Below are 19,402 nucleotides of genomic sequence, written 5' to 3'. Positions count from 1 at the left end.
CCGCGCTAAGGTCCAATTCCATGGTGGTTGAGTGGGCCGGTTCGGGTCCGGAGCTGCTCGTGCCGTTGGACCGGGACAGCCGCGAACCGCTGCGCGCACAGTTGGAGGGCGCACTCCGGGACGCGATCCGCTGCGGTCGGCTCCGGGCCGGCGAGCGGCTGCCGTCCTCCCGTGAACTCGCCCGGCAACTCGGCGTCAGCCGGGGTCTGGTCCAGGACTGCTACGGCCAACTGCACGCCGAGGGCTATCTGAGCACCCGTACCGGATCCGCCACCCGGGTCGCCCCGCTCCCCGCCGGGACGTTGGCTCCGGTCGCGGCGCCGGCCGCGGTGACCCGGCCGTTGCGCGCCGACTTCGCCGCAGGCGTACCCGATCTCGCCAGCTTTCCGCGCGCGGAGTGGCTGGCGGCGCAGCGCGAGGCGTGCCGGCTCGCCCCGAACGCCGCCTTCGGCTACGGCGACTCCGGCGGCAACCCGACCTTCCGGGAGACGATCGCCGGCTACCTGCGCCGGGTCCGGGCGGCGCACGCCGACCCCGACAACGTCGTCGCCTGCGGCGGCTTCGCCCAGGGCCTCAACCTGGCCCTCGGCGTCCTGCGGCAGGCCGGTCACCGACGGGTCGCGTTCGAGGATCCCGGGTACGGCGACGACAGCGCCCTGGCCGCCACCGCCCGCGCCGGCCTACGAGCCGTACCGGTACCGGTCGACGCCGACGGGATCGACGTCGACGCGCTTGCCGGCAGCGGGGTGCGCGCCGTGGTGGTCACCCCGGCCCACCAGTGGCCGACCGGGGTGGTGATGGCGCCGGAGCGGAGACGGGCGCTGGTCGCCTGGGCGATCCGGCACGACGCAATCATCGTGGAGGACGACTACGACGCCGAGTTCCGCTACGACCGGGAACCTGTCGGCAGCCTCCAGGGTCTCGCCCCCGACCATGTGATCACGATCGGCACGGTCAGCAAGACGCTCGCCCCGGCGATCCGGCTCGGCTGGATGCTCTGCCCGCCGGCTCTGAACAGCGCGATCGTCGACGACAAGCGGCTCGCCGACCGGGGATCGTCGCTGCTGGACCAGCTCACCGTCGCCACGCTGATCAATTCCGGCCGCTACGACCGGCACCTGCGCCGGATGCGCAGCCGGTACGCCGCCCGCCGCCAGGCCCTCGTCTCCGCCCTCGCGGCGTACGCCCCGACCGTCACGCTGACCGGGCTGGCGGCGGGTTTCCACGCCGTGGCCCACCTGCCGGTGGATGTCGACGAGCGGACGGTCATCGAGCGGGCGCGGGCGCAGCGGATCGGCCTGTACGGGATGAGCGGCTACCGGGCCGACGGGTCGAGTACGCCACCGCAACTCGTACTCGGCTTCGGGAACCTGACCGAGGACATGATCCAGGATGCCGTGCGGACGATCGGCACGCTCCTCTAGGCGTCGGATCGGGCGGGCGTGTCCGGCTCGGTACCGTCCTCGTCGGTTTCGCCCGGCGCGTCGGTTGCTGCGTGGCTCGTTGCGTCTTGCCTTACGTCGTTCGTCGTCTCATTCGGCGCGTCGTCCAGCGGGTCAGCGGTTACGTCGTCCGTCACGTCGCCTTCGGCGTCGGCGAGGAAGCGGTCGAGTTCGGCGCGGGACAGGCCCTCGTCATCGAGAAGGCCGATGAGCAGCAGCGTCTGCGCCGTGTGCGTCTGTGAGTGCAACGGCTCCGGTGTTGGTTCGCCGGCCAGGGTCGCCCAGAGCAGCGACTCGGCCAGCCTCGGATCGAGGTCGTAGCCGGTGTGATGGTAGCGCTCCCGCACGCTCGCCACGAACCGGATCACCGGGGCGCGATCCTGCCCGTCGGGCCGGAAACGCCGGTGCGCGGCGAGCCGGAACGCGGTGTCGACGAGGAGGCCGTAACGGTGCCAGTCCGGCTCGTCGAACCGGTCGATCCGGTGCTGGTGGTCGCGTACCTTGCCGATGGCGAGGTCGCGCAGCCCGGCGGCGTAGCGGCTCACCACAGGGGGCTCCGATGGTGGTCGAGTTGGCGTTGTCGGCGTAGCCGGGCGAGCAAGCCCCGCCAACCGGTCCATGGGTGCAAGGTGAGCAGCACGGCTCCGGCCGTCCTCGCCCCGGCCGCGATGACCATGGGTGGAACGGCGACGGTTGTTGCCGGTCGGAGTTCCGCTGCTGGTCGAAGCGCCTGGCTGGGATTGGCGAGCGCGGCGGCGTACCGGTCAATGGCTCGGGCGCCGATCGCCAGCCGGGCGGTGACCAGATCGAGGCGGGCGGCGGCTGTGCGCCACCGGTCGGCGGCGAGCAGGGCCGGCCGGTCGGCGCTGGTCCGGCGGAGCCGGTCCTCGGCGGCGGCGAGCTGGCGTCGAACCCGCCCGGCCGCCTCCCCGGCCCGCGCGGCGTCCGCCCGGGCCGCCGCCAATCCGTCGAGCACGTCCCGGACGTTCGTAGGGATGGCGTCGGGCAGCTTCCGGGCCTCGGCGATGCCGGAATAGACCAGCCCGAGCGCCGACCAGGCATCGGTGAGCGCGTCGCCCCAACGTGCCAGCCCGGCGGACGGGAGCGGATGCTCGACTCCGGAGAGTTGCCGGCCGGCCCGGTCGAGCGCGGACTCGACGGCCAGGCAGGCGGCCCGCAACTCGTCGGCGGGGAGCGGGGCGCTCACGTCTCCGGTCATCATCGGGAGCTGCCGGTGGCCGTAGTGGTGCGGCCGTTGGTTCGTCGTCCGCTGCGTGTGGTGGGCCAGCGTCCGCCGGGCGGCGACCAGGGTCGCGCACGGCCCGGGCCGCCCACACCCCAGACACACCCCCGTGTACGCGCAGACGGCGTGCCCGAGCACCACCCGCCGCGCCTCCGCCATCCGGGCACGCGCAAAGGCCGCGTACGCGGTCCGGGATAGGGCGGTCACGAGGTGGTCCCGGGGTGGGGGATGGGATCCATTGGTGCCTCCCGTCTGGCCGGAGAGAGCCGAGTAAGGGCAGGTGGGGGCACCCGGCCGGCCCGGGAGAGTAGGCCGGCCGGGCTCTGCGCGATGGAACAAACCAGCCCGTGGGTTGCAGACCTGGGAGCCGGTCGAAGGGAAGCATATATAACAGGTGATGTACGCGCAAGCATTGGGCTGCTATTGCTTGCTATATAAGGTTCGGCGTGATCAAATGGCGGTGCAGACCTGGGAGTCACTATGCCCGCCAAGCCCAAATGGGCGCAGATCGTCGACAGCATCCGCGCCCAGATCGCCACCGGCGATCTTCGTCCCGGCGACAAGTTGCCGTCCACGAGTGAGCTGTGCAAACAGTACGACGTGTCAGCGATCGTGGTCCGTCAGGCGATCAACGCCCTCAAAGTCGAAGGCGTTGTTGAGGGTGTTGGCGGGGTCGGCGTGTTCGTGGTGGAGGACTCGGGTTCAGTCGGCTGAGCCAGGCTGTCTCGGGCGGTCCGTTCAACCGGGCAGGTTGGGACATGCCGACCTATATAGGCTCGGTCAGATGCCGGTAGCGTGGTTCTTGGTCGACTCGACAGCCCCTGGCTGAGGGACGCAGCCTCGTGTAGTCCTTGCCTTCACTTTTCAACGGTCGCCATCGTCGGCACCCTCCACGTTATAACCGGCTGCGGCCCCGTCGACCGTATCGAATCCGCCATTGGCGGCCGGGATCGACGCCGCAGGTCAGCCGTCAAGATTCTTGGAGATTTATGGCTCGCAGCGAGCCATAAATCTCCAAGAATCTTGGGACTTGCCGCGTTACTGGCGCGCTACCGGTCCAAAGTCGTCGCGTGGACCCGTCAACGCTCGATATAGGTCTGGGTCGGCGTGGATCTCGGCGGTATGCCGCCACTCGACTAGCAGTTGCGACACCGGTGTGGTGTTACCGACCGCTGCGGCGGCCTCCGTCGTAGCCACGAACTCATCGGACATCGTGTCGACGTCGGCGGTCGGCAGGAACCGGACCCAGGGCAGCGCGGAGGGTAGTACCTTGCGTACGAGATCTGGATTGCGGCGGGCGATGCCCGGCAAGCAGCCTGGCGGTCACATCGATTACTTCGGCTTCGGCTTCGGCGCGGTCGGCCGACATCAGTACCAGGTCAGCCGCATCGCGCCGACGCAGGCGCACGGCTCGGGCGCGGGTTAGTCGGTCGGTGGTCTCTGCAGGCTGCCGCAACAGCTCGGAGAAGGGCACCGACTCCAGCGGAGCAGCAGACACACATCAACACTGATTTAGAATTAGCTCGTCCACCTAGCGATCGGCCCGCAACGGTCCGTGATGACCGCGCCCCCGGTTACCCGAGCTTGCAGGTCTTCTCGATCTCGTCGTTGATGGGGCGCATGTGTGCGGTGTGGTACTCCGCTGGATCGGGCGCCGCCGCGCCGTCGTCCATCCGCTTGGCCCACCCTTCGATCGCGGTCCGCAGGGTGCCATCCGCAGCCTGCGGCGCCAGCTCCCGCAGTTTCGTCGCGGCGGTCGTGTAGAGAGGCCGCAGCCGTTGACCGAACTCCGCAGGGGTGATCTGCCCGCTGCTCATCTCCTTGGCGTCACGGAGGGCGGCACCGCTGAATCCGCCGATGGCAGCAACCACCTGCATGCACACCGCCAGCGAAGCCTCCTCGACGTTCAACGATGGTCCCGCCGACGCGGCCGGCGTGCCCGATGGCGACTGATCCGTGCTGTCGCCGCTCTGACAGGCGGCCGATACTCCGGCGACGCGACGAGGAGGCTCGCAGCCAGCAGGCGCTTGGTGGTGTCAGCGAATCGCCTCACAACATCTCCGTCCGTCGACATGACGCACAATCTCCGTGGCATTGATGCCGCCTCGCCGCACCGTCCAAGCGCGCCGATTCGGTACCCGCACCGGCCTCTCGGTACCCAAGGGATCGCACTACCGGGCCCGGACCGTGTTGCTTGCCCAGATCACCTTGGCGTCGCTCACTCGGTAGAGCACCAGGTTCCCGTCGTGTTGCATGATCAGCCGGGCCGGGCCGCTGCCGCCCGTACCGGTGGGCCAGACAACGGTGCCGTCCGCCCGCCGGAGCACCACGTTGCCGTCGGGCTGGTTGACCAGTGCCACGCCGTCCCGGGTACCGGTGGCCCAGTAGGCCGCACCGTGCTGCTGGTACATGACGAGGTTTCCGTCGTCCTGCAAGGAGAGCTGGTAGCGGTGCGGGTAGCCGGTGACCACTTCGGAGAGCAGGTTGGCCCATCGGCGCATGGTCTGGCCGCTTTCCAGTACTGGCCGCCACTGCTCGCTCAGCGCGTCGCGCAGGTCCGGGAACAGGATGTCCTTCTCGGTGAAGTCCCGGTTCACCACACCGAAGTTGCATTCCGGATCGGCGCTGTCCGTGCAGGCGTCCCGGTACGAGAACAGGAACAGCGGGCCGGTGTAAGTCAGTGACCGCCACAGGTGGACGCCCTGCACCACGTGATCGCGGAGGGTGGCCCGGGGAATCACCGTGGTGCCCGCCGTCGGGTAGCCCCACTCCGTACCCCAGATCTTCTTCGCGCCGTCGCCCCACTTGACCATGATCGAGCGGACGTACGCGAGTTCGCCGCAGGCGGGGGACTCGCCGGGTGGCCCGAACTGGTTCCACCATCGGGTACGGCACTCCGGTCGAGCCGGCCCGAAGCCGACGCTCCAGGCCGGGTACGGATGGTGTGTCACCGCGTCGAAGTAGCCGCCGTACCCGTTGGCGTACGCCCAGTCCAGCCAGGCGCCGGACTCTCTCGGGTTGCTGGTCTCGGTGTTCGGGGTGCCGTTGCCGGACGCACCGGCCAGCACCACGCACGACTCGCACGCCGCGTGAATCCGCTGGTAGGCGAGCTTGGCCAACTGCCAGTAGCGCAGCCGGGCGTCACCGTCGTAGTTGCCGTACCCGGAGTGGGTGCTGGTAGCGGCGTTGTTCGGCTCGTTCCACACCTCGTACGCGAAGACCCTGCCGGCGTACCGTTCGACCGTCCGGTCGACGATCGCGGTCCAGTCGGCGTCGCTAGTCGGGAACCACTTGTCGTCGGCGTGCCCGCCGTTCGCCCACGGCGGCGCGTACGCCAGCACCACCAGGACCCGGATGCCCCGGGCGGTGGCGGCGTCGACCAGCGTGTCGAGCTTGTCCCAGCGCAGCGCGCAGGTCCGGCACTCCTGCACGTACCACCAGTTCAGGTCCACCCGCACCATCGGCGATCGGCCGGGCAGGTAGGCCACCATCCCGTCGAGCCGGCGGCCCAGGTCGCCGTCGACCACCCCGTGCCCCTCGGCGAAGCCGACATCGGCCGACGTGTACGTGACGGCCGCCGCGCGGCCGTCGACGGCGACGGGCACCGAGACGGAGGCCCATCCGGCGGCGGAGGCCGGTCCGGCAGCCACCGGTGCGGTCGGCGCCAGCGTCGCCGCCGACGCCAAACAGGCCACCAGCAAACGGTACGTGAACCCGACCGACCACGATGGACGGACAGCACGACGGCGCAACGGCATGGCGAATTCCTACCACCACCGGCCCGATCCGCGCCGCCCCACCGACAGAATCCCACCGGCACAACCCCACCGACACAACCCGCGATACAGCCCCATTGATACAGCCCCACCCATACAGCTCCGCGACACAGTCTCAGCGACGCAATCCGCGACCAGCGAGCCGACTCAGTCGTCGTCGTGGAACGTCAGGCCGCAGTGCCGGCACCTTCGTCCCCACCACTCCGTCTCCCAGTCGTGGTTCTGGTCGAGTCGGGCGATGTCGCCGCAGACCACGCAGAGAAAGGCGTACTGGCAGTCGGCGGTGTCGTAGCCCCTGCGGCGGTGTGCCGGTATCTCCCGGATCGGCACGGTACGCACGCCCGGCGTCGTGTGCGAGAGCCACCGCTTTTCGTGTCCGTACCGAAGGCAGACCCTGACCCGCTCGCAGAGCCGATCCCCGTCGCCGGCCTCGCCGTACTCGTGCTCGATCTCGGCGGGCAGGAGCTTACGTCCGCAGTCGCAGCGCGGCTGTCGACGGCACGGGTTGGCGGGGTCGACGGCGGTCAGGTGCGGCATCTCCGGCTGGAAGTGCAGGGTGATCAGGCACATCATCCGGCGGAACGATCCGACGGACCGAACCAGCGGTGCAGGTGAGCTCATCGGCCACCTCCCGACCGACCGTCCACTTCAGAAGGACTGTCGCCACCGTATGTCGACCGAGCGCGTCGGGGCAGGTGCGAACGGTGACGGCCAGGTGTACCGATCCGGAACGGCTGCCGACGTACCCGATGACCGGGTGCCTGACCACCGACGGACGCCGATGCGACCCCGGGACGGACGACGGCGCACGGCGGGGGATCCGCCGTGCGCCGTCCAACACTGTCGAACGGTAGACAAGAGGCCCGGTCAGTTCCAGGGGTTGCCCGCCTGGTCGTTGATGTGCGCCCAGAACCGGGTGTTGGTGGGCAGGGTGCCGTGTCCCCAGAGGTTCCAACCGCTGCGCAGCCGCAGCGGCGGGATCGGGCCGGGGAAGGGGCGCCGGAGGAAGTAGTACCCGTCGTGGAATTCGGCCATCTTCCAGCCGCCGCCGAAGGTGCTCGCGCAGATCCAGTCGGCCTCGGCCGGGCTGGTCAGCCGGGTACCGGAGACCGGCGCGGTGAGCGCCATCGAGCCGCCGGACCACCCGTTGTACTGGTCGGGGGTGATCCCGGCCGGGATCGGGGCGTCCCACTGTGCCAGGCACAGGATCGGCAGGGTGGCGCTGGCCGGGGTGTCTCCCTGGTAGGGGTTGGTCTGCTCGTCGGAGCCGACCAGCAGCACGTTGTCGCCCCGCTGCTCCTTGACCCGCCAGGTCATCGCCGAGTGCGTGCCGGGGCTGTTGGCGAAGAGCAGCCGGTTCGGCGAGCCACGGAGGTCGGAGATCACGTTCGGGGTGGCGGTGTCGGTGAGCCAGGCGGAGACTTCGGCCGGCGCGGCGTTCGGGTGCCGCTCCAGGTAGAGGGCGGCGGCGCCGGCCACGTGCGGGCTGGCCATCGAGGTGCCGCTGGCCACCTGGGCGGCGCCGTCCGAGGCGATGCCGGCGGAGAGGATGTCCGAGCCGGGGGCGAACAGGGCCACGCACTGGCCGAAGTTCGAGAACCAGCTACGGGCGTCGCCGGAGTCGCTGGCGGCGACGGTGACGACGTTCGGCAGGTACGCGGGAGACGAGCCGCAGGCGTCGACGGCGTCGTTGCCGGCGGCGACGACGTACGTCACGCCGGACGCGATCGAGTTGCTGACCGCCGCGTCCAGGGCCGGCTGCGGCGGCCCGCCGAGGCTCATGTTCGCCACCGACGGGCCGGTGCGGTTGGCGGTGACCCAGTCGACCCCGGCGATCACCGTCGCCGTGCTGGCGTACGGCGAGCAGCCGAAGACCCGTACCGGCACCAGCCGTACTCCCTTGGCCACCCCCCAGGCGGCGGAGCCGACCGTGCCGGCGACGTGCGTGCCGTGCCCGTGGCAGTCGTTGGTACCCCAGCCGTCGTTGACCGCGGTGAACCCGGCGGCCACCCGCCCGCCGAACTCGGCGTGGCTGGCCCTGATGCCGCTGTCGATGACGTAGACGGTGACGCCGGCACCGGCCCGGAGGTACTCGTAGGTGTTGTTCAGTGGCCGGTGGTGCTGGTCGACCCGGTCCAGGCCCCAGGTGACCGGAGTCTGGGTGATGTCGAGACTTACCTGCTGGTCGGCGGCGACGTAGGCCACCTCGGGGTCGTTGCGCAGCGCGTCGACCTGGGCCGGGGTCAGTTTGGCGGAGAAGCCGTTGAGCGCGCTCCGGTAGCGGTGTTCCACGGTCGCGCCGAGTGCCGTCGCCCGGGACACGGCGCTGGCGCTGCGCGCGGCGGCGGCCGACCCCGGCTTTCCGTTCAGTACGACGACGTAGCTTCCGGCCACCGCTTTGCCGGTCGCGGCGTGCAGTGGGGCGGGTCCGCCCGGCCGGGTGGGCGCGGCGCCGGCCGCCGCGCCGGGCGCGACGAGGCTTCCGGCCAGCAGCGCGAGGACGGCGGCGGTGGCCGTGACGCCGCCCCGTCGGTGCCAGGTCGGCGTTGCTCCGGCGCGGTCTGGCACCGATCGTCGGCTCCGGACCGAGCCGGGCAGGCGAACAGGATCGTCTGACATGGACAGTCTCCCTTCCCGCAGAACACCGTCCGGGCCACCCCGGGGGCGGAGCACCGGAGGGGGACCGGGTGGCGGACAAGGTGCGACGTCGTCGTCGCGTCGCCGCCACACCTCCGGGAGATCCGACCGGCAGCACCGGGCCGTACCCGGCGATGGTGGCGGATCGACGGGCGTAGTGATCCGTATTCCGGACAGGAGCAGAAATCGACAGACAACTGTTGATCACTTAACGCCGCGCACTAGGCTTCGACCGTTGGCGGAGACCGGGGGGTCCCAGCACGATGGCGCACCGCTCGACCGGGCCGGTCTTCGACCTGCCGCCACTGGACGTGTCCGGGGTACGCACCCTGCCCGACCTGGCCACGGTGCTGCGGGCACTGCGCCGCAGGCACGCCCGGCAGCGTCGGGACGGCGAGTTGACGTACCGCGAGCTGGCCGCCAGGACCGGCTGGTCGACGGCGGCGGTCGCAGAGTATTTGACCGGCAAGACCCTGCCGCCGACCGACCGGTTCGACATCCTGGTCGGGCTGCTCGGCGCCACTCCGGTCGAGCAGGGGATGCTGGCCACCGCCCGGGACCGGGTCGCCGAACAGCACCGGCGTGCCCCGCGCCGCTCGCCGGCCAGGTCGGGCCAACGGTCGGTACCCCGGCAGTTGCCGGCCGACGTCTTCGCCTTCATGGGCCGGGGCGACCAGCTCGCCCACCTCGACGCCATGCTGGCCGGCCCGGCGCCGACCGCAGTGGTGATCTCGGCCGTCTCCGGTACCGCCGGAGTCGGCAAGACCGCGCTGGCCGTGCACTGGGCGCACCGGGTCGCCGACCGCTTCCCCGACGGCCAGCTCTACGTGAACCTGCGCGGGTACGACCCGGAGCAGCCGATGCCGCCGACCGACGCGCTGGCCCGACTGCTCACCTCGTTGCGGGTGACCGGGGCGGAGATCCCGATCGACGTCGAGGACCGGGCCGCCCGCTACCGCACCCAGTTGGCCGGCCGCCGGATGCTCATCGTGCTGGACAACGCGGCAACGGTGGAGCAGGTCCGTCCGCTGCTGCCCGGTACCCCCTCCTGCGCGGTCGTGGTGACCAGCCGGGACCGGCTCGCCGGCCTGGTGGCCCGGGACGGCGCCCGCCGGGTCGACCTCGACCTGCTGCCGCTGCCCGACGCGGTGGCGCTGCTGCGCCACCTGGTCGGGGCGCGGGCCGAGGCCGAACCCGAGGCGGTCGCCACCCTGGCACACCTGTGCGCGCGGCTGCCGCTGGCGCTCCGGGTCGCCGCCGAGCGGGCCGCCGCCCACCCGGCCGCCACGCTGGCGGAGCTGACCGCCGAGCTGGCCGACCGGCAGCGCCGGCTGGAGCTGATGGACGCCGACGGAGACCCGAGAGCGGCGGTCACCGCCGTCTTCTCCTGGTCGGTGCAACACCTGCCGCCGTCGGCGGCCCGCACCTTCCGGATGCTGGGCCTGCATCCCGGCACGGACTTCGACGAGTACGCTGCCGCCGCCCTGTCCGGCACCGATCCGGCCGCCGCCCGGGCCGACCTGGACGTGCTGGCCCGGGCACACCTGCTGCATCCCGTCGCCACCGGCCGGTACGCCATGCACGACCTGCTGCGCGCCTACGCCAGCCACCTCGCCGCCACCCACGAGTCCGACGCCGGTCGACATGCCGCGCTGGGCCGGCTCTTCGACACCTACCTCGGTACCGTGCACACCGCGACGGAGCTGCTCGACCTGACCGACCCCCGCCGTCCGCCCCGGGCCGGCACCCCGGCGGTCCCCGGCCGACCGCTGTTCAACCCGGAGACCGCCCGGGCCTGGCTGGACGCCGAGCTGCCCAACCTGGCCGCCGTCGTCACGCACACCGGAGCCGAGGGCTGGCCGGCGCACACCATCGACCTGTCGGCCCTGCTGTACCGCTATCTCGACGGCGGGCACTACGCCACCGCGCTGACCATCCACACCCAGGCGTACCAGGCCGCCGAGTTGACCGGTGACCAGTCCGGGCAGGCGCATGCGCTGCTCGGCATCGGCGTCACCCACCTGCACCTGTGCCAGTACGAGCGGGCCGTCGACCATCTCCGGCGGGCCCTGGCGGTGGCGGAGCGGGTCGACGACCGTACCCAGCGGGCGCGGGTGTTGACCGTCCTCGGCAACCTCGAACGGCTGCGGGGACGGCCCGAACCGGCCGCCGACTACCTACGGCGGGCGATGGACCTCGCCGAGGCGACCGACGACGACGCCCAGCAGGCCCTCGCACTGAGCAACCTCGGTACCGTCGACGCGCAGCAGGGCCGCTACGAGCCGGCGGCCGAGCACTTCGCCCGGGCCGCCGAACTGGCCAACCGGGCCGGCAACCGGCTCGGCGAGGCGACCGCGTTGACCAATCTCGGGCTCGCCGAGCAGCGGTTGGAGCGGCACCGGTCGGCCGCCGACCACCTCCGGCAGGCGCTGGCCGTGTTCCGGCAGCTCGGGCACCGGCAGGGGCAGGCCAACTCGCTGGACAACCTCGGCAGCGTGCACCTGAGCCTCGGTCAGCCGCACCAGGCCGTCGAGTACTTCACCGAGGCGCTCGGGCTGTGCCGCGAGATCGACGACCGGGAGGTACGCGCCTGGGTGCTGAACGGGCTCGGTGAGGCCGCCCGCGCCACCGGCCGGCCCGCCGACGCCGTCGCACACCACACCGAGGCGCTCGGCATCGCGGCCGAGATCGGCGCCCGGGAGCCGCAGGCCCGCGCGCACACCGGCCTCGGGTACGCCCACCGGGAACTCGGTGACCTGGCTCGGGCACGGCAGCACTTCGCGCACGCCCTCACCGGCTACACCGAACTCGACTCGCTGGAGGCCGAGAACGTCCGTACCGTGCTCGCCACGCTGCCCGCCACCGAGGACGGCTGACCGGACCGTCAACCGAGGACGGCTGACCGGACTGCACCGAGGACGGCTGACCGGACCGCCACAGCCGGGGAGTTGACCTCGACCGTGGTGGAGGTGCTGGAATCGGCGGGTGAATCTGCACGGACTGCGGGTCGTCGTCACCGGGGCGGGCCGGGGCACCGGACGTACCCTGGCACTGGCCTTCGCCGAACGCGGCGCGCACGTCGTCGTCTCGGCCCGGGACCAGGCGGCGGCCGGACGCACCGCGGAGCTGGTCGCCGCAGGCGGTTCCGGCTCCGCCGAGGCGCACCGCTGCGACCTGGCCGACCCCGACTCGGTACGCGGCTTCGCGGCGGCGCTGGCCGACCGGACCGACCGGATCGACGTACTGGTCAACAACGGCGCCAACTACCTGCCCGGGGCCGGCCTGGACGACGCCTCCGACGACGACATCGTCGCCACCATCGCCGGTGCGGCGACCGGCACGGTGCTGCTCACCCGGCACCTGCTGCCGCTGCTCCGCGCCTCGGACCGGCCGGACGTCGTCAACCTAATCTCCGCCTGCGGCGAGCCGGGCCACCACCGGTCGGAGGCGCATCCGGCCTACTACGCGGCCAAACACGCCCAGGCCGGGTTCGCCGACATCCTGTCGCACCGGCTCCGGGCCGAGGGAATCCGCGTCATCTCGCTGTATCCGCCGGACTTCGTCCAGGACGGGCCGCGCGGCGCGGGCGACCCGCTGACTGCCCGGTCGGTGGTGGAGTGTGTGCTGTTCGCGGTCGGCCAGCCCCGGGACTGCTTCATCCAGGAGTTCCACTTCGAACAGGTGTGACGTGCCGGTGGATCGGTTCCCTGCCTCGTGACTCGGCAGGTCCGGCGAATCGGTCCCGGGGCCGACCCAGTCCAGCGGGGCGGAACGGATCATGGCCTGGGCGTGCTCCTCGGCGTCAGGGGGCGTTCGGGCCGGCCTGCGGGTCCGGGGCGTAGAACTGGCTGGTGTTGGCGACCATCGCCGCCACCGCGTCCGGGTGGTCGCCGTCGGCCACCGCCGCCGCGCCCCACGCGTTGCTGCTCAGCGTCATGAACTCCCGCGCCTCCCGCGACTCGCCCCAGACCTCCGGGTCGGTGACGGGGCTGCCGCCCAGATAGAGGCCCAGGCCGAGCAGGGACAGGTCCCAGCCGACACCGGCCGCGCCGGGGCCGTACTCGGCCCACCGCTCCGGGTCGATGACGGCGACGTGTTCGAGTTCGAGGGTGGCCCGCTCGGCGTCCGCGCCCTCCGCTGGCGAGAGCCGTACCTCGACCTCGCTGAATCCGCCTTCGACCGGCTCGCCGAAGATCCAGGTCAGCCGGAACAGCCGGGGCGGTTCGCAGCGGATGATCTCGCCGCCCGCGTTCCCCTGGACCTGGTACCGGCCGCCGAGGGTGAGGTCACCGCTGACCGGCGCGAACCACCGGGGCAGCCGTTCGGGGTTGGTGACCGCGTCCCAGAGGTCGTCCACGGACGTGTCGTACGTCCGGCGGAGCAGCACGGTACGCGCCTCGCCGGCCGGCGTCTCCACCCGCCCGACCGTCCGGTGGATCGCATTGATCTCGTCGACGATGTCCACCTGTCACTCCTTCACCCTGGCCGCCCGAGTCGGAACGGGTGGCAGCGTATCAGGAGCAACTTATATAAGCGAACTCTGTGTCAGGTCGGCGTGGCCGTCGTGCCCGACCGCCGGTCGTGCCCGCCGCCCCTACCGCACTCCGACCACGAACTCGGTGTCCCGGCTGACGCCCCGATAGCTGACCGTCGCGGTGACCGTGGCGACCCCGATCGACACCGCCCGGATCGCACCCGACCCGTCCACCGCCACCACCTGCGGGCGGTTGCTCCGGTACCGCACGGTCGCGCCGGCCGGCAGCGGCGTGCTGGCGCCCTCGGCGCGGTAGCCGTACCGGGTGTCGTCGGTCATCGCGATCGTCAGCTTCGGGGACAGGACGGTGCCGGGGGAGACCAGGGTCGGCGCGGTCGCGGTGACGACCGACAACGCCGGGCGCAGGGCACCGCCGACGGTCACCGTCGCCCGCAGCCGCCGGTCGGTGTCCGCGCTGGACCGGCCGACCTGGAAGGAGTACGTCCCCGCGTCGACCACCCACCGCCCGGCCCGCTCGTCGAAGAAGGCGAGGTCGGCGACGGGTACCCGGAATGCGACCCGTCGGGTCTGCCCCGGCCGCAGGGTCACCTTCTCGAACCCGGCCAGCCGTTTCGCCGGACGTTCCTTTGCGGCCGGTGCGCCCGGCGTACCCGCGTAGAGCTGGACCACCTCGGCACCCGGCCGCCGGCCGGTGTTGGTGACGTCGACGCTGATCCGGACCGTACCGTTCGCGTCCACCGACCGCCGGTCCACCCGCAGCGTCGCGTAGCCGAACTCGCTGTAGCCGAGCCCGTGGCCGAACGGGTACGACACCTCGCCGTCGAAGTACATGTACGTCCGCCCGGGACGACCGTCCCCGCCCCGGATCGCGTAGTCGTCGATCGGCGGGAGCTGCCCCGCGTCGCGGTACCAGGTGAACGGCAGGCGCCCGCTCGGGTTGCGCGCCCCGAGCAGGACGTCGGCGAGCGCCTCGCCCTTGCGCTGCCCGTTGTGGGAACTCCACAGGATCGCCGGCACCGCACCCTCGAACGCGGTCACGTCGACCTGGCCGACCGTCTCCAGGTAGACGATCGTGTTCGGGTTCCGGGCCGCCACCTGGCTGATCAGGGACTCCTGTGCGCCGGGCAACTCCAGGTCGCGCCGGTCGACGTCCTCCCGGGAGTGCCGCTCGTCGGTGCCGGCGTACACGATCACCGCGTCGTAGTCGGCGGCGGCGGCCACCGAGGCCGGGTCCACCTCGGCCAGGCTGTTCCGGGTGACCCCGGGCAGGTGGTCGACGACCGCGCCCGGGTTGATCCGCTGGATCGCCGCCTTCAGCCCCTGGTACCCGTTGACCTCGTTGGCCTGCCCGGCACTGGCCTGGATGCTGGAGTAGCCGCCGAGGTACATGCTCGGCGGGTTGGCGTAGTGCCCGAGCACCGCCACCCGGTACGGCCCGGCGGCCGGCACCCGCAGCGGCAGCACCGGATTTCCTGCACCGGACCGGTTTCGCCGTGCCTCGTTCTTCAGCAGCACGATGCTCTCCGCGCCGACCTCGCGAGCCATCGCCAGCCGGTCCGGCGTCTGGGTGACCGCGCCGTTGGCGTCCGAGTTGGTCCAGGTGCCGGCCGCGACCCGGGACCGGGCTGCGGTCACCCACGGTACGTCCTCCGGCCGGTCGAACTCGCCGAGCCGGATCCGGGTGGTCAGCAGCCGGGCCAGCGAGGCGTCCACGTGCTCCTCGGTGTAGCGGCCGTACGGGGTGTCGATGCCGCGCGCGATCGCCTCCGGGAGGGTGTTGGCGTAGCTCCACTGGTCGTGGTAGCCCTGCTGGCAGTTCAGGTCCTCGCCGGCCGCGTTGGCGAAGGCGTGCCGTTCGACGTGGTCGAGCGGGGCCGGGTGCCCCGCCGGCTGCCAGCGGTGGCCGTGCTGGATTTCCCGGATCGAGTCGCAGTCCGAGGTGAAGAATCCGTCGAAGCCGAAGGTCTGCCGGGCCAGCTCGGCCATCAGATAGCCGCTGGCCGACGTCGGCACCCCGTTGACCCGGTTGTACGAGGTCATGATGGACGCCGGTGAGCTGCGCTCCACCACCTCCCGGAACTGCGCGGTGTAGTACTCGCGCAGCGTCCGGTCGTCCATCTCGGCGGTACCCCGGAGCCGGTCGAACTCGCTGTTGTTGGCGGCGTAGTGCTTGAGCGTGGTGCTGGTCTTCAGGTAGCCGCCGCTTTCCGGCCGCAGCCGGCCGGACCGGTCCTTGCCCTCCATGCCGTTCACGAACTGTGCGGCGAGCGCGGCGGTGAGCAGCGGGTCCTCGCTGAACGCCTCGTCGTTGCGGCCCCAGCGCGGGTCGCGGGCGAGGTTGACGGTGGGGGAGTAGAAGTTCAGGTCGAGCCGGTTGTCCCGGACCACCTCGCGGGCCTCGTCCGAGATCAGCGTCGCCTGCCGGTGGACCAGGTCGGGGTTCCAGGTGGCGCCGAGCGACAGGTCGACCGGGTAGGACGTGGTGTTGACCAGGGTCGGCGGGTTGGCGTCGTGCAGGGTGCCTTCCCGGGCGACGCCGTGCGCGGCCTCGTTCCACCAGCCGTAAGCGGTGATGCCGAGGCGGGGCAGCGCCGCCGACTGGCTGCTGACCAGCTGGGCGACCTTCTCGGCCAGCGTCATCCGGGAGACCAGGTCGACCGCGCGCTCCTGCGGCGAGTACGACCGGTCGAGGTAGATGGCCCGGCCGTCGCCGCTGGTCCCGGTGGGGACCGCCGCCTCCGGCTCGTCCGTGCAACCGCTGCCGCTCACGAGTACGACGGCCACGGCCGCCGCCGCCCAGGCACGCGCTCGCATCCCGTTGTCCCCCTCCGCCGGCACGGTGCACCCCGGGCGAAGGTAGGACTCGTATCGATGCACGTCAAGGTGCGTGTAGGTCGGGGTGTAGGTGGTGGTCGACCGGTGCCGCCGCGTGGTACCGATCGGCACCACGCGGCGGGGAACCAACCGGTCAGACTCCCAGTGCGCGGAGTCGGGGTAGCCCGGACAGGGCTGCGGGACGGCTGGTGTTGCGGGTGGCGGCGTACTCCGCCTCGGCGCGGACGGGTTCGGCCGGGGCGGTGACCCACCCGGACTGGCCCCAGTCGCCGTTGTAGGCGGTGCACTCCCACCACTTCTCGCGCGGGGACCCCGGTTCCTTGTTCCCCTTCTTCACACAGTTCGTCGGGGTGAGCTTGGCGACGACCGCCTCGTAGCTGCGGATCTGGTCCTGGATGATCAGGTTGATGCCGTTGGGCAGGTTGGCCCGACCACGGGCGGCGATCACGATGGCGAACAGCGAGGGCAGTACGTGGCCGATGTTGTCGACCGCCTGCGGGGTCTGCACGGTGTTGACGTACGCGGTCGCCAGCGTCGCGCACGCCGTGGCGTTCTGTGCCCAGATCTGCCGCACCGTGTTCGACATGTTCTCGATGTCGGAGAACTCGATCGTGTGCTGCCGGGCGCAGGCCTGCACGTCGGCGGCGGCGATCGCGTCGGTGTGCGCGATGATGTCGTTCTTCGCGGACTCGACGGCGGCGACGATCTCCTGGACGGCCGCCCGCAGCGCGGAGTCGTCGGAGCCGCCGCCGGACAGCAGGTGCCCGGCGACCGTGACCACCAGGCTGACCCAGTCGAACGCCATCACCTGCATGCCTTCGGTACGCGGTGCCGCCTGGGCCGGTGCGGCGGCGGGTACCGCCGTGACCGTCACCGCGACGGCCAGGCCGGCTGCTACCAGGGAATTGCGCAGTCGTTTTCTCACGTTGCCCTCCTACTGTCCCTGTCCGGCGAGGATGTGTCTGGCCGCCGCCCAGCTCGAGTTCTTGGCGGCTTCGAGCTTGAGGTTGTCCAGGTTGACCGGCCCGCTGTGCCAGGTGTCGCCGACCTTGTGGTCGATGGCGACGGCCGTCTCGCCGTTGGCCGCCGTGCACTCGTGCCGGACGTAGATCCGCCCGGGAATGGGCTCGGGGTCGCTGACCCGGGTGCACGTCGGTTCCAGGTCGGCCACGATCCGCTGGTTGAGCCGGCGGTAGTCGGCATCGAACTCGTCGAGCCCCCCGGTCCAGTCGATGTCGGTACGCACGGCCAGGTTGACCGGGTAGAGCACCTGCGCGCCGAGACCGATCTGGTCCTTGGCCTTCCGCCCGACCGCCCCGTACTTGTGGTACGCGTTCTCCGCGTAGCGGGCGACGGCCATGGCGAACACTTCCACCGTGATCTCGTTGTCCCGCATGTTGTGGTAGTTGAGCATTTCCTTCCGGACCAGGCTGGCGTGCGAGAGCACCTCTTTCGCCTCAAGGCCGTCGATGTGGTCCTTCACCTCGTTCTCCAGGTCGCCGAGCGCGCCGGTCACGATCCGGACGAACTCGACGATCTGTTCTGGAGTCGCGCTGCCGGACCGGTAGATGGCCCAGCCGATCAGGGCGGCGTCCACGATCGGGCTGCTGATGCCGTCGGCGTTGGCCCGGGCCGGATGTGCCGGCCCGGTCAGCAGCATCGCGAGCGCGACGGCAGGGGCCGCGATGCCACGTATGAGCTTCCTCCACATGGCGGACAGTTTTTCGGCACCGTGTGTGGTGCGTCTTCGTGAGCGGTGCGCAAGCCTGCGGTGACGTTTGTCAATCCGCGTAGTGGTCCACGGCGAGGGTCCGCGCTACCGTCGCACTCAACAACCGCACCCCGACGGTCGACCCGGGATCGATGCCGGTGACCCCGCGTACCCGGCGCAGCCGGTAGTCCAGCGTGCGCGGATGGATGTGCAGCGCGGCGGCGGTACTCGTCCGGTTCATGTCGTGGACGTAGTAGGCGCGCAGCGTCGCGACCAGGTCCGGGCCGGCGGCCAGCGCCTTCGCGTAGCTGCGTAACCATCCGTCGACTGCCGGTGTGCGGGCCAGCGCCATCTCCACGAAGAGGTCCGCGACCTCCGGCAGCCGCTCCGGACGGTCCTGCGGCGGGGCCACCCGGCTCGCCTCCCGGGCCCACGCCAGCGTCTCGGCCAGTCGACCCACCGCACCCTCCGCCGAGCCCACACCGCACGGCTGCCCGATCAGCGCGGTCGCCTGGCGTACCCGTTGCAGGATCTTGGGCTTCGGATCGTTGGCGGGGGTGAGCACGGCGACCTCGTCGGCGCCGAGCCAGGTCACCGGAATCCGGTCCCCGGCGAACGCGGCGACCACCTCGGCCTGCGTCTCCGCAGCCACCGGCCGTGCCATCGTCAGGACCGAGACGTGGTACCGCCCGGCGAGGCGCAGGTCGGCGACGAACGGCTCCACCGACTCGTCGGCGAGCAGGGCACGGGCCAGGATCTCCAGCCGGGTCGACAACATCCGCGCCGTACCCACGCCACGGGTGTAACCGCGCAGGTAGGCGCTCCGGGCCCGGACGCCCTGGGCACCGAGCCAGCCGACCAACCGCAGCAGGTCGGCGACGTCCTCGGGACGGGCCAGATCGTGCACCTCGCGCACCATCATCGCGGTGTGCAGGCCGAGTACCTGCTGCTGCGAGGGGACCGACAGTCCCACCTCGGCCCGCTGACGGCCGACCGAGGCGATGCCGGCCAGATCCTCCTCGCTCAGCGGCACCCCCGCCGAGGCGAGGTCGAGCGACCGGCGCCGGATGAACACCGCGAAGTCGTACATCCCGATGCGGTCGTCGACGCCGGGAACCATCGCCTGGTATTCGCTGACCTCGTTCGTGTACGTCTCGACCGCATGCCGCGCGTTGACCTCGATCCGCTCGCGCAACCTGTTGAACAGTGCACTCATCGATGCGGCTCCTCCCCGTCCCAGACGCTTCGGAGCGATGACGGTTA

At 71.4% G+C, this 19,402-nt stretch carries 16 protein-coding genes; 5 read left to right on the top strand and 11 right to left on the bottom strand.

Annotated elements, in window-relative coordinates; genetic code table 11:
- Positions 1-20 precede the first annotated feature (20 nt).
- Positions 21-1,424 carry a MocR-like pyridoxine biosynthesis transcription factor PdxR gene (gene pdxR / locus Pen02_RS24305; RefSeq protein ID WP_203868385.1) on the top strand — a complete coding sequence of 468 codons (1,404 nt, stop codon included), beginning with the start codon at positions 21-23 and terminating at the stop codon, positions 1,422-1,424.
- Here pdxR and Pen02_RS24300 read toward each other — a convergent pair.
- Together Pen02_RS24300 and Pen02_RS24295 are read right to left on the bottom strand one after the other, a co-directional pair.
- Complete coding sequence (locus tag Pen02_RS24300; protein ID WP_203868384.1) at positions 1,421-1,987, bottom strand: hypothetical protein; 567 nt, start codon at positions 1,985-1,987, stop codon at positions 1,421-1,423. The genes pdxR and Pen02_RS24300 overlap by 4 nt on opposite strands.
- Positions 1,984-2,892, bottom strand: a complete 909-nt coding sequence (locus tag Pen02_RS24295) for a hypothetical protein (RefSeq protein WP_203868383.1) — start codon at positions 2,890-2,892, stop codon at positions 1,984-1,986. Before Pen02_RS24295 ends, Pen02_RS24300 begins: the two co-directional genes overlap by 4 nt.
- A gap of 273 nt (positions 2,893-3,165) precedes the next feature.
- On the opposite strand from Pen02_RS24295, the gene Pen02_RS24290 reads away from it, so the two are divergent.
- Both Pen02_RS24290 and Pen02_RS42615 read left to right on the top strand, forming a co-directional pair.
- A complete protein-coding gene (locus tag Pen02_RS24290) occupies positions 3,166-3,399 on the top strand; it encodes a winged helix-turn-helix domain-containing protein (protein ID WP_203868382.1) in 234 nt (77 codons plus the stop codon).
- Between the two features lie 586 nt (positions 3,400-3,985).
- On the top strand, positions 3,986-4,111 hold the full coding sequence (locus tag Pen02_RS42615; RefSeq protein WP_275413602.1) for a hypothetical protein: 126 nt from the start codon (positions 3,986-3,988) through the stop codon (positions 4,109-4,111).
- A 148-nt stretch (positions 4,112-4,259) separates the two neighbouring features.
- Here the strand turns inward: Pen02_RS42615 and Pen02_RS24285 are convergent, their stop codons facing one another.
- The 4 genes from Pen02_RS24285 to Pen02_RS24270 form a co-directional block, all read right to left on the bottom strand.
- Complete coding sequence (locus Pen02_RS24285) at positions 4,260-4,595, bottom strand: hypothetical protein (RefSeq protein ID WP_203868381.1); 336 nt, start codon at positions 4,593-4,595, stop codon at positions 4,260-4,262.
- A 261-nt stretch (positions 4,596-4,856) separates the two neighbouring features.
- A complete protein-coding gene (locus tag Pen02_RS24280) occupies positions 4,857-6,380 on the bottom strand; it encodes a hypothetical protein (protein WP_203868380.1) in 1,524 nt (507 codons plus the stop codon).
- A gap of 228 nt (positions 6,381-6,608) precedes the next feature.
- Entirely contained in the window at positions 6,609-7,082 is a 474-nt protein-coding gene (locus tag Pen02_RS24275) for a hypothetical protein (RefSeq protein WP_203868379.1), read from the bottom strand.
- A gap of 246 nt (positions 7,083-7,328) precedes the next feature.
- Positions 7,329-9,029 carry a S8 family peptidase gene (locus Pen02_RS24270; RefSeq protein WP_239141203.1) on the bottom strand — a complete coding sequence of 567 codons (1,701 nt, stop codon included), beginning with the start codon at positions 9,027-9,029 and terminating at the stop codon, positions 7,329-7,331.
- 332 nt (positions 9,030-9,361) lie between these two features.
- On the opposite strand from Pen02_RS24270, the gene Pen02_RS42610 reads away from it, so the two are divergent.
- Both Pen02_RS42610 and Pen02_RS24260 read left to right on the top strand, forming a co-directional pair.
- The gene (locus tag Pen02_RS42610; protein WP_203868377.1) at positions 9,362-11,974 is read left to right on the top strand and encodes an ATP-binding protein; all 2,613 of its coding nucleotides are present in this window, start codon (positions 9,362-9,364) and stop codon (positions 11,972-11,974) included.
- A gap of 109 nt (positions 11,975-12,083) precedes the next feature.
- Complete coding sequence (locus Pen02_RS24260; RefSeq protein ID WP_203868376.1) at positions 12,084-12,785, top strand: SDR family oxidoreductase; 702 nt, start codon at positions 12,084-12,086, stop codon at positions 12,783-12,785.
- Positions 12,786-12,900: 115 nt separating this feature from the next.
- Here the strand turns inward: Pen02_RS24260 and Pen02_RS24255 are convergent, their stop codons facing one another.
- The 5 genes from Pen02_RS24255 to Pen02_RS24235 all read right to left on the bottom strand — a co-directional run bounded on the left by Pen02_RS24255 (position 12,901) and on the right by Pen02_RS24235 (position 19,355).
- Positions 12,901-13,563, bottom strand: a complete 663-nt coding sequence (locus Pen02_RS24255) for an SRPBCC family protein (protein WP_203868375.1) — start codon at positions 13,561-13,563, stop codon at positions 12,901-12,903.
- Between the two features lie 129 nt (positions 13,564-13,692).
- Positions 13,693-16,407 carry a glycoside hydrolase family 3 C-terminal domain-containing protein gene (locus Pen02_RS24250; protein ID WP_203868374.1) on the bottom strand — a complete coding sequence of 905 codons (2,715 nt, stop codon included), beginning with the start codon at positions 16,405-16,407 and terminating at the stop codon, positions 13,693-13,695.
- 154 nt (positions 16,408-16,561) lie between these two features.
- Entirely contained in the window at positions 16,562-17,353 is a 792-nt protein-coding gene (locus Pen02_RS24245) for a hypothetical protein (RefSeq protein WP_203868373.1), read from the bottom strand.
- Between the two features lie 9 nt (positions 17,354-17,362).
- Positions 17,363-18,139 carry a hypothetical protein gene (locus tag Pen02_RS24240; protein ID WP_203868372.1) on the bottom strand — a complete coding sequence of 259 codons (777 nt, stop codon included), beginning with the start codon at positions 18,137-18,139 and terminating at the stop codon, positions 17,363-17,365.
- A gap of 70 nt (positions 18,140-18,209) precedes the next feature.
- Positions 18,210-19,355, bottom strand: coding sequence for a PucR family transcriptional regulator (locus Pen02_RS24235; RefSeq protein WP_203868371.1), 1,146 nt, complete (start codon positions 19,353-19,355; stop codon positions 18,210-18,212).
- Positions 19,356-19,402: the final 47 nt, after the last annotated feature.

The sequence above is a fragment of the Plantactinospora endophytica genome (assembly GCF_016862915.1).
Classification (GTDB): domain Bacteria; phylum Actinomycetota; class Actinomycetes; order Mycobacteriales; family Micromonosporaceae; genus Plantactinospora; species Plantactinospora endophytica.
Note: the sequence above shows the minus strand (reverse complement) of the source record. Positions and strands in the feature narration are given on the sequence as shown.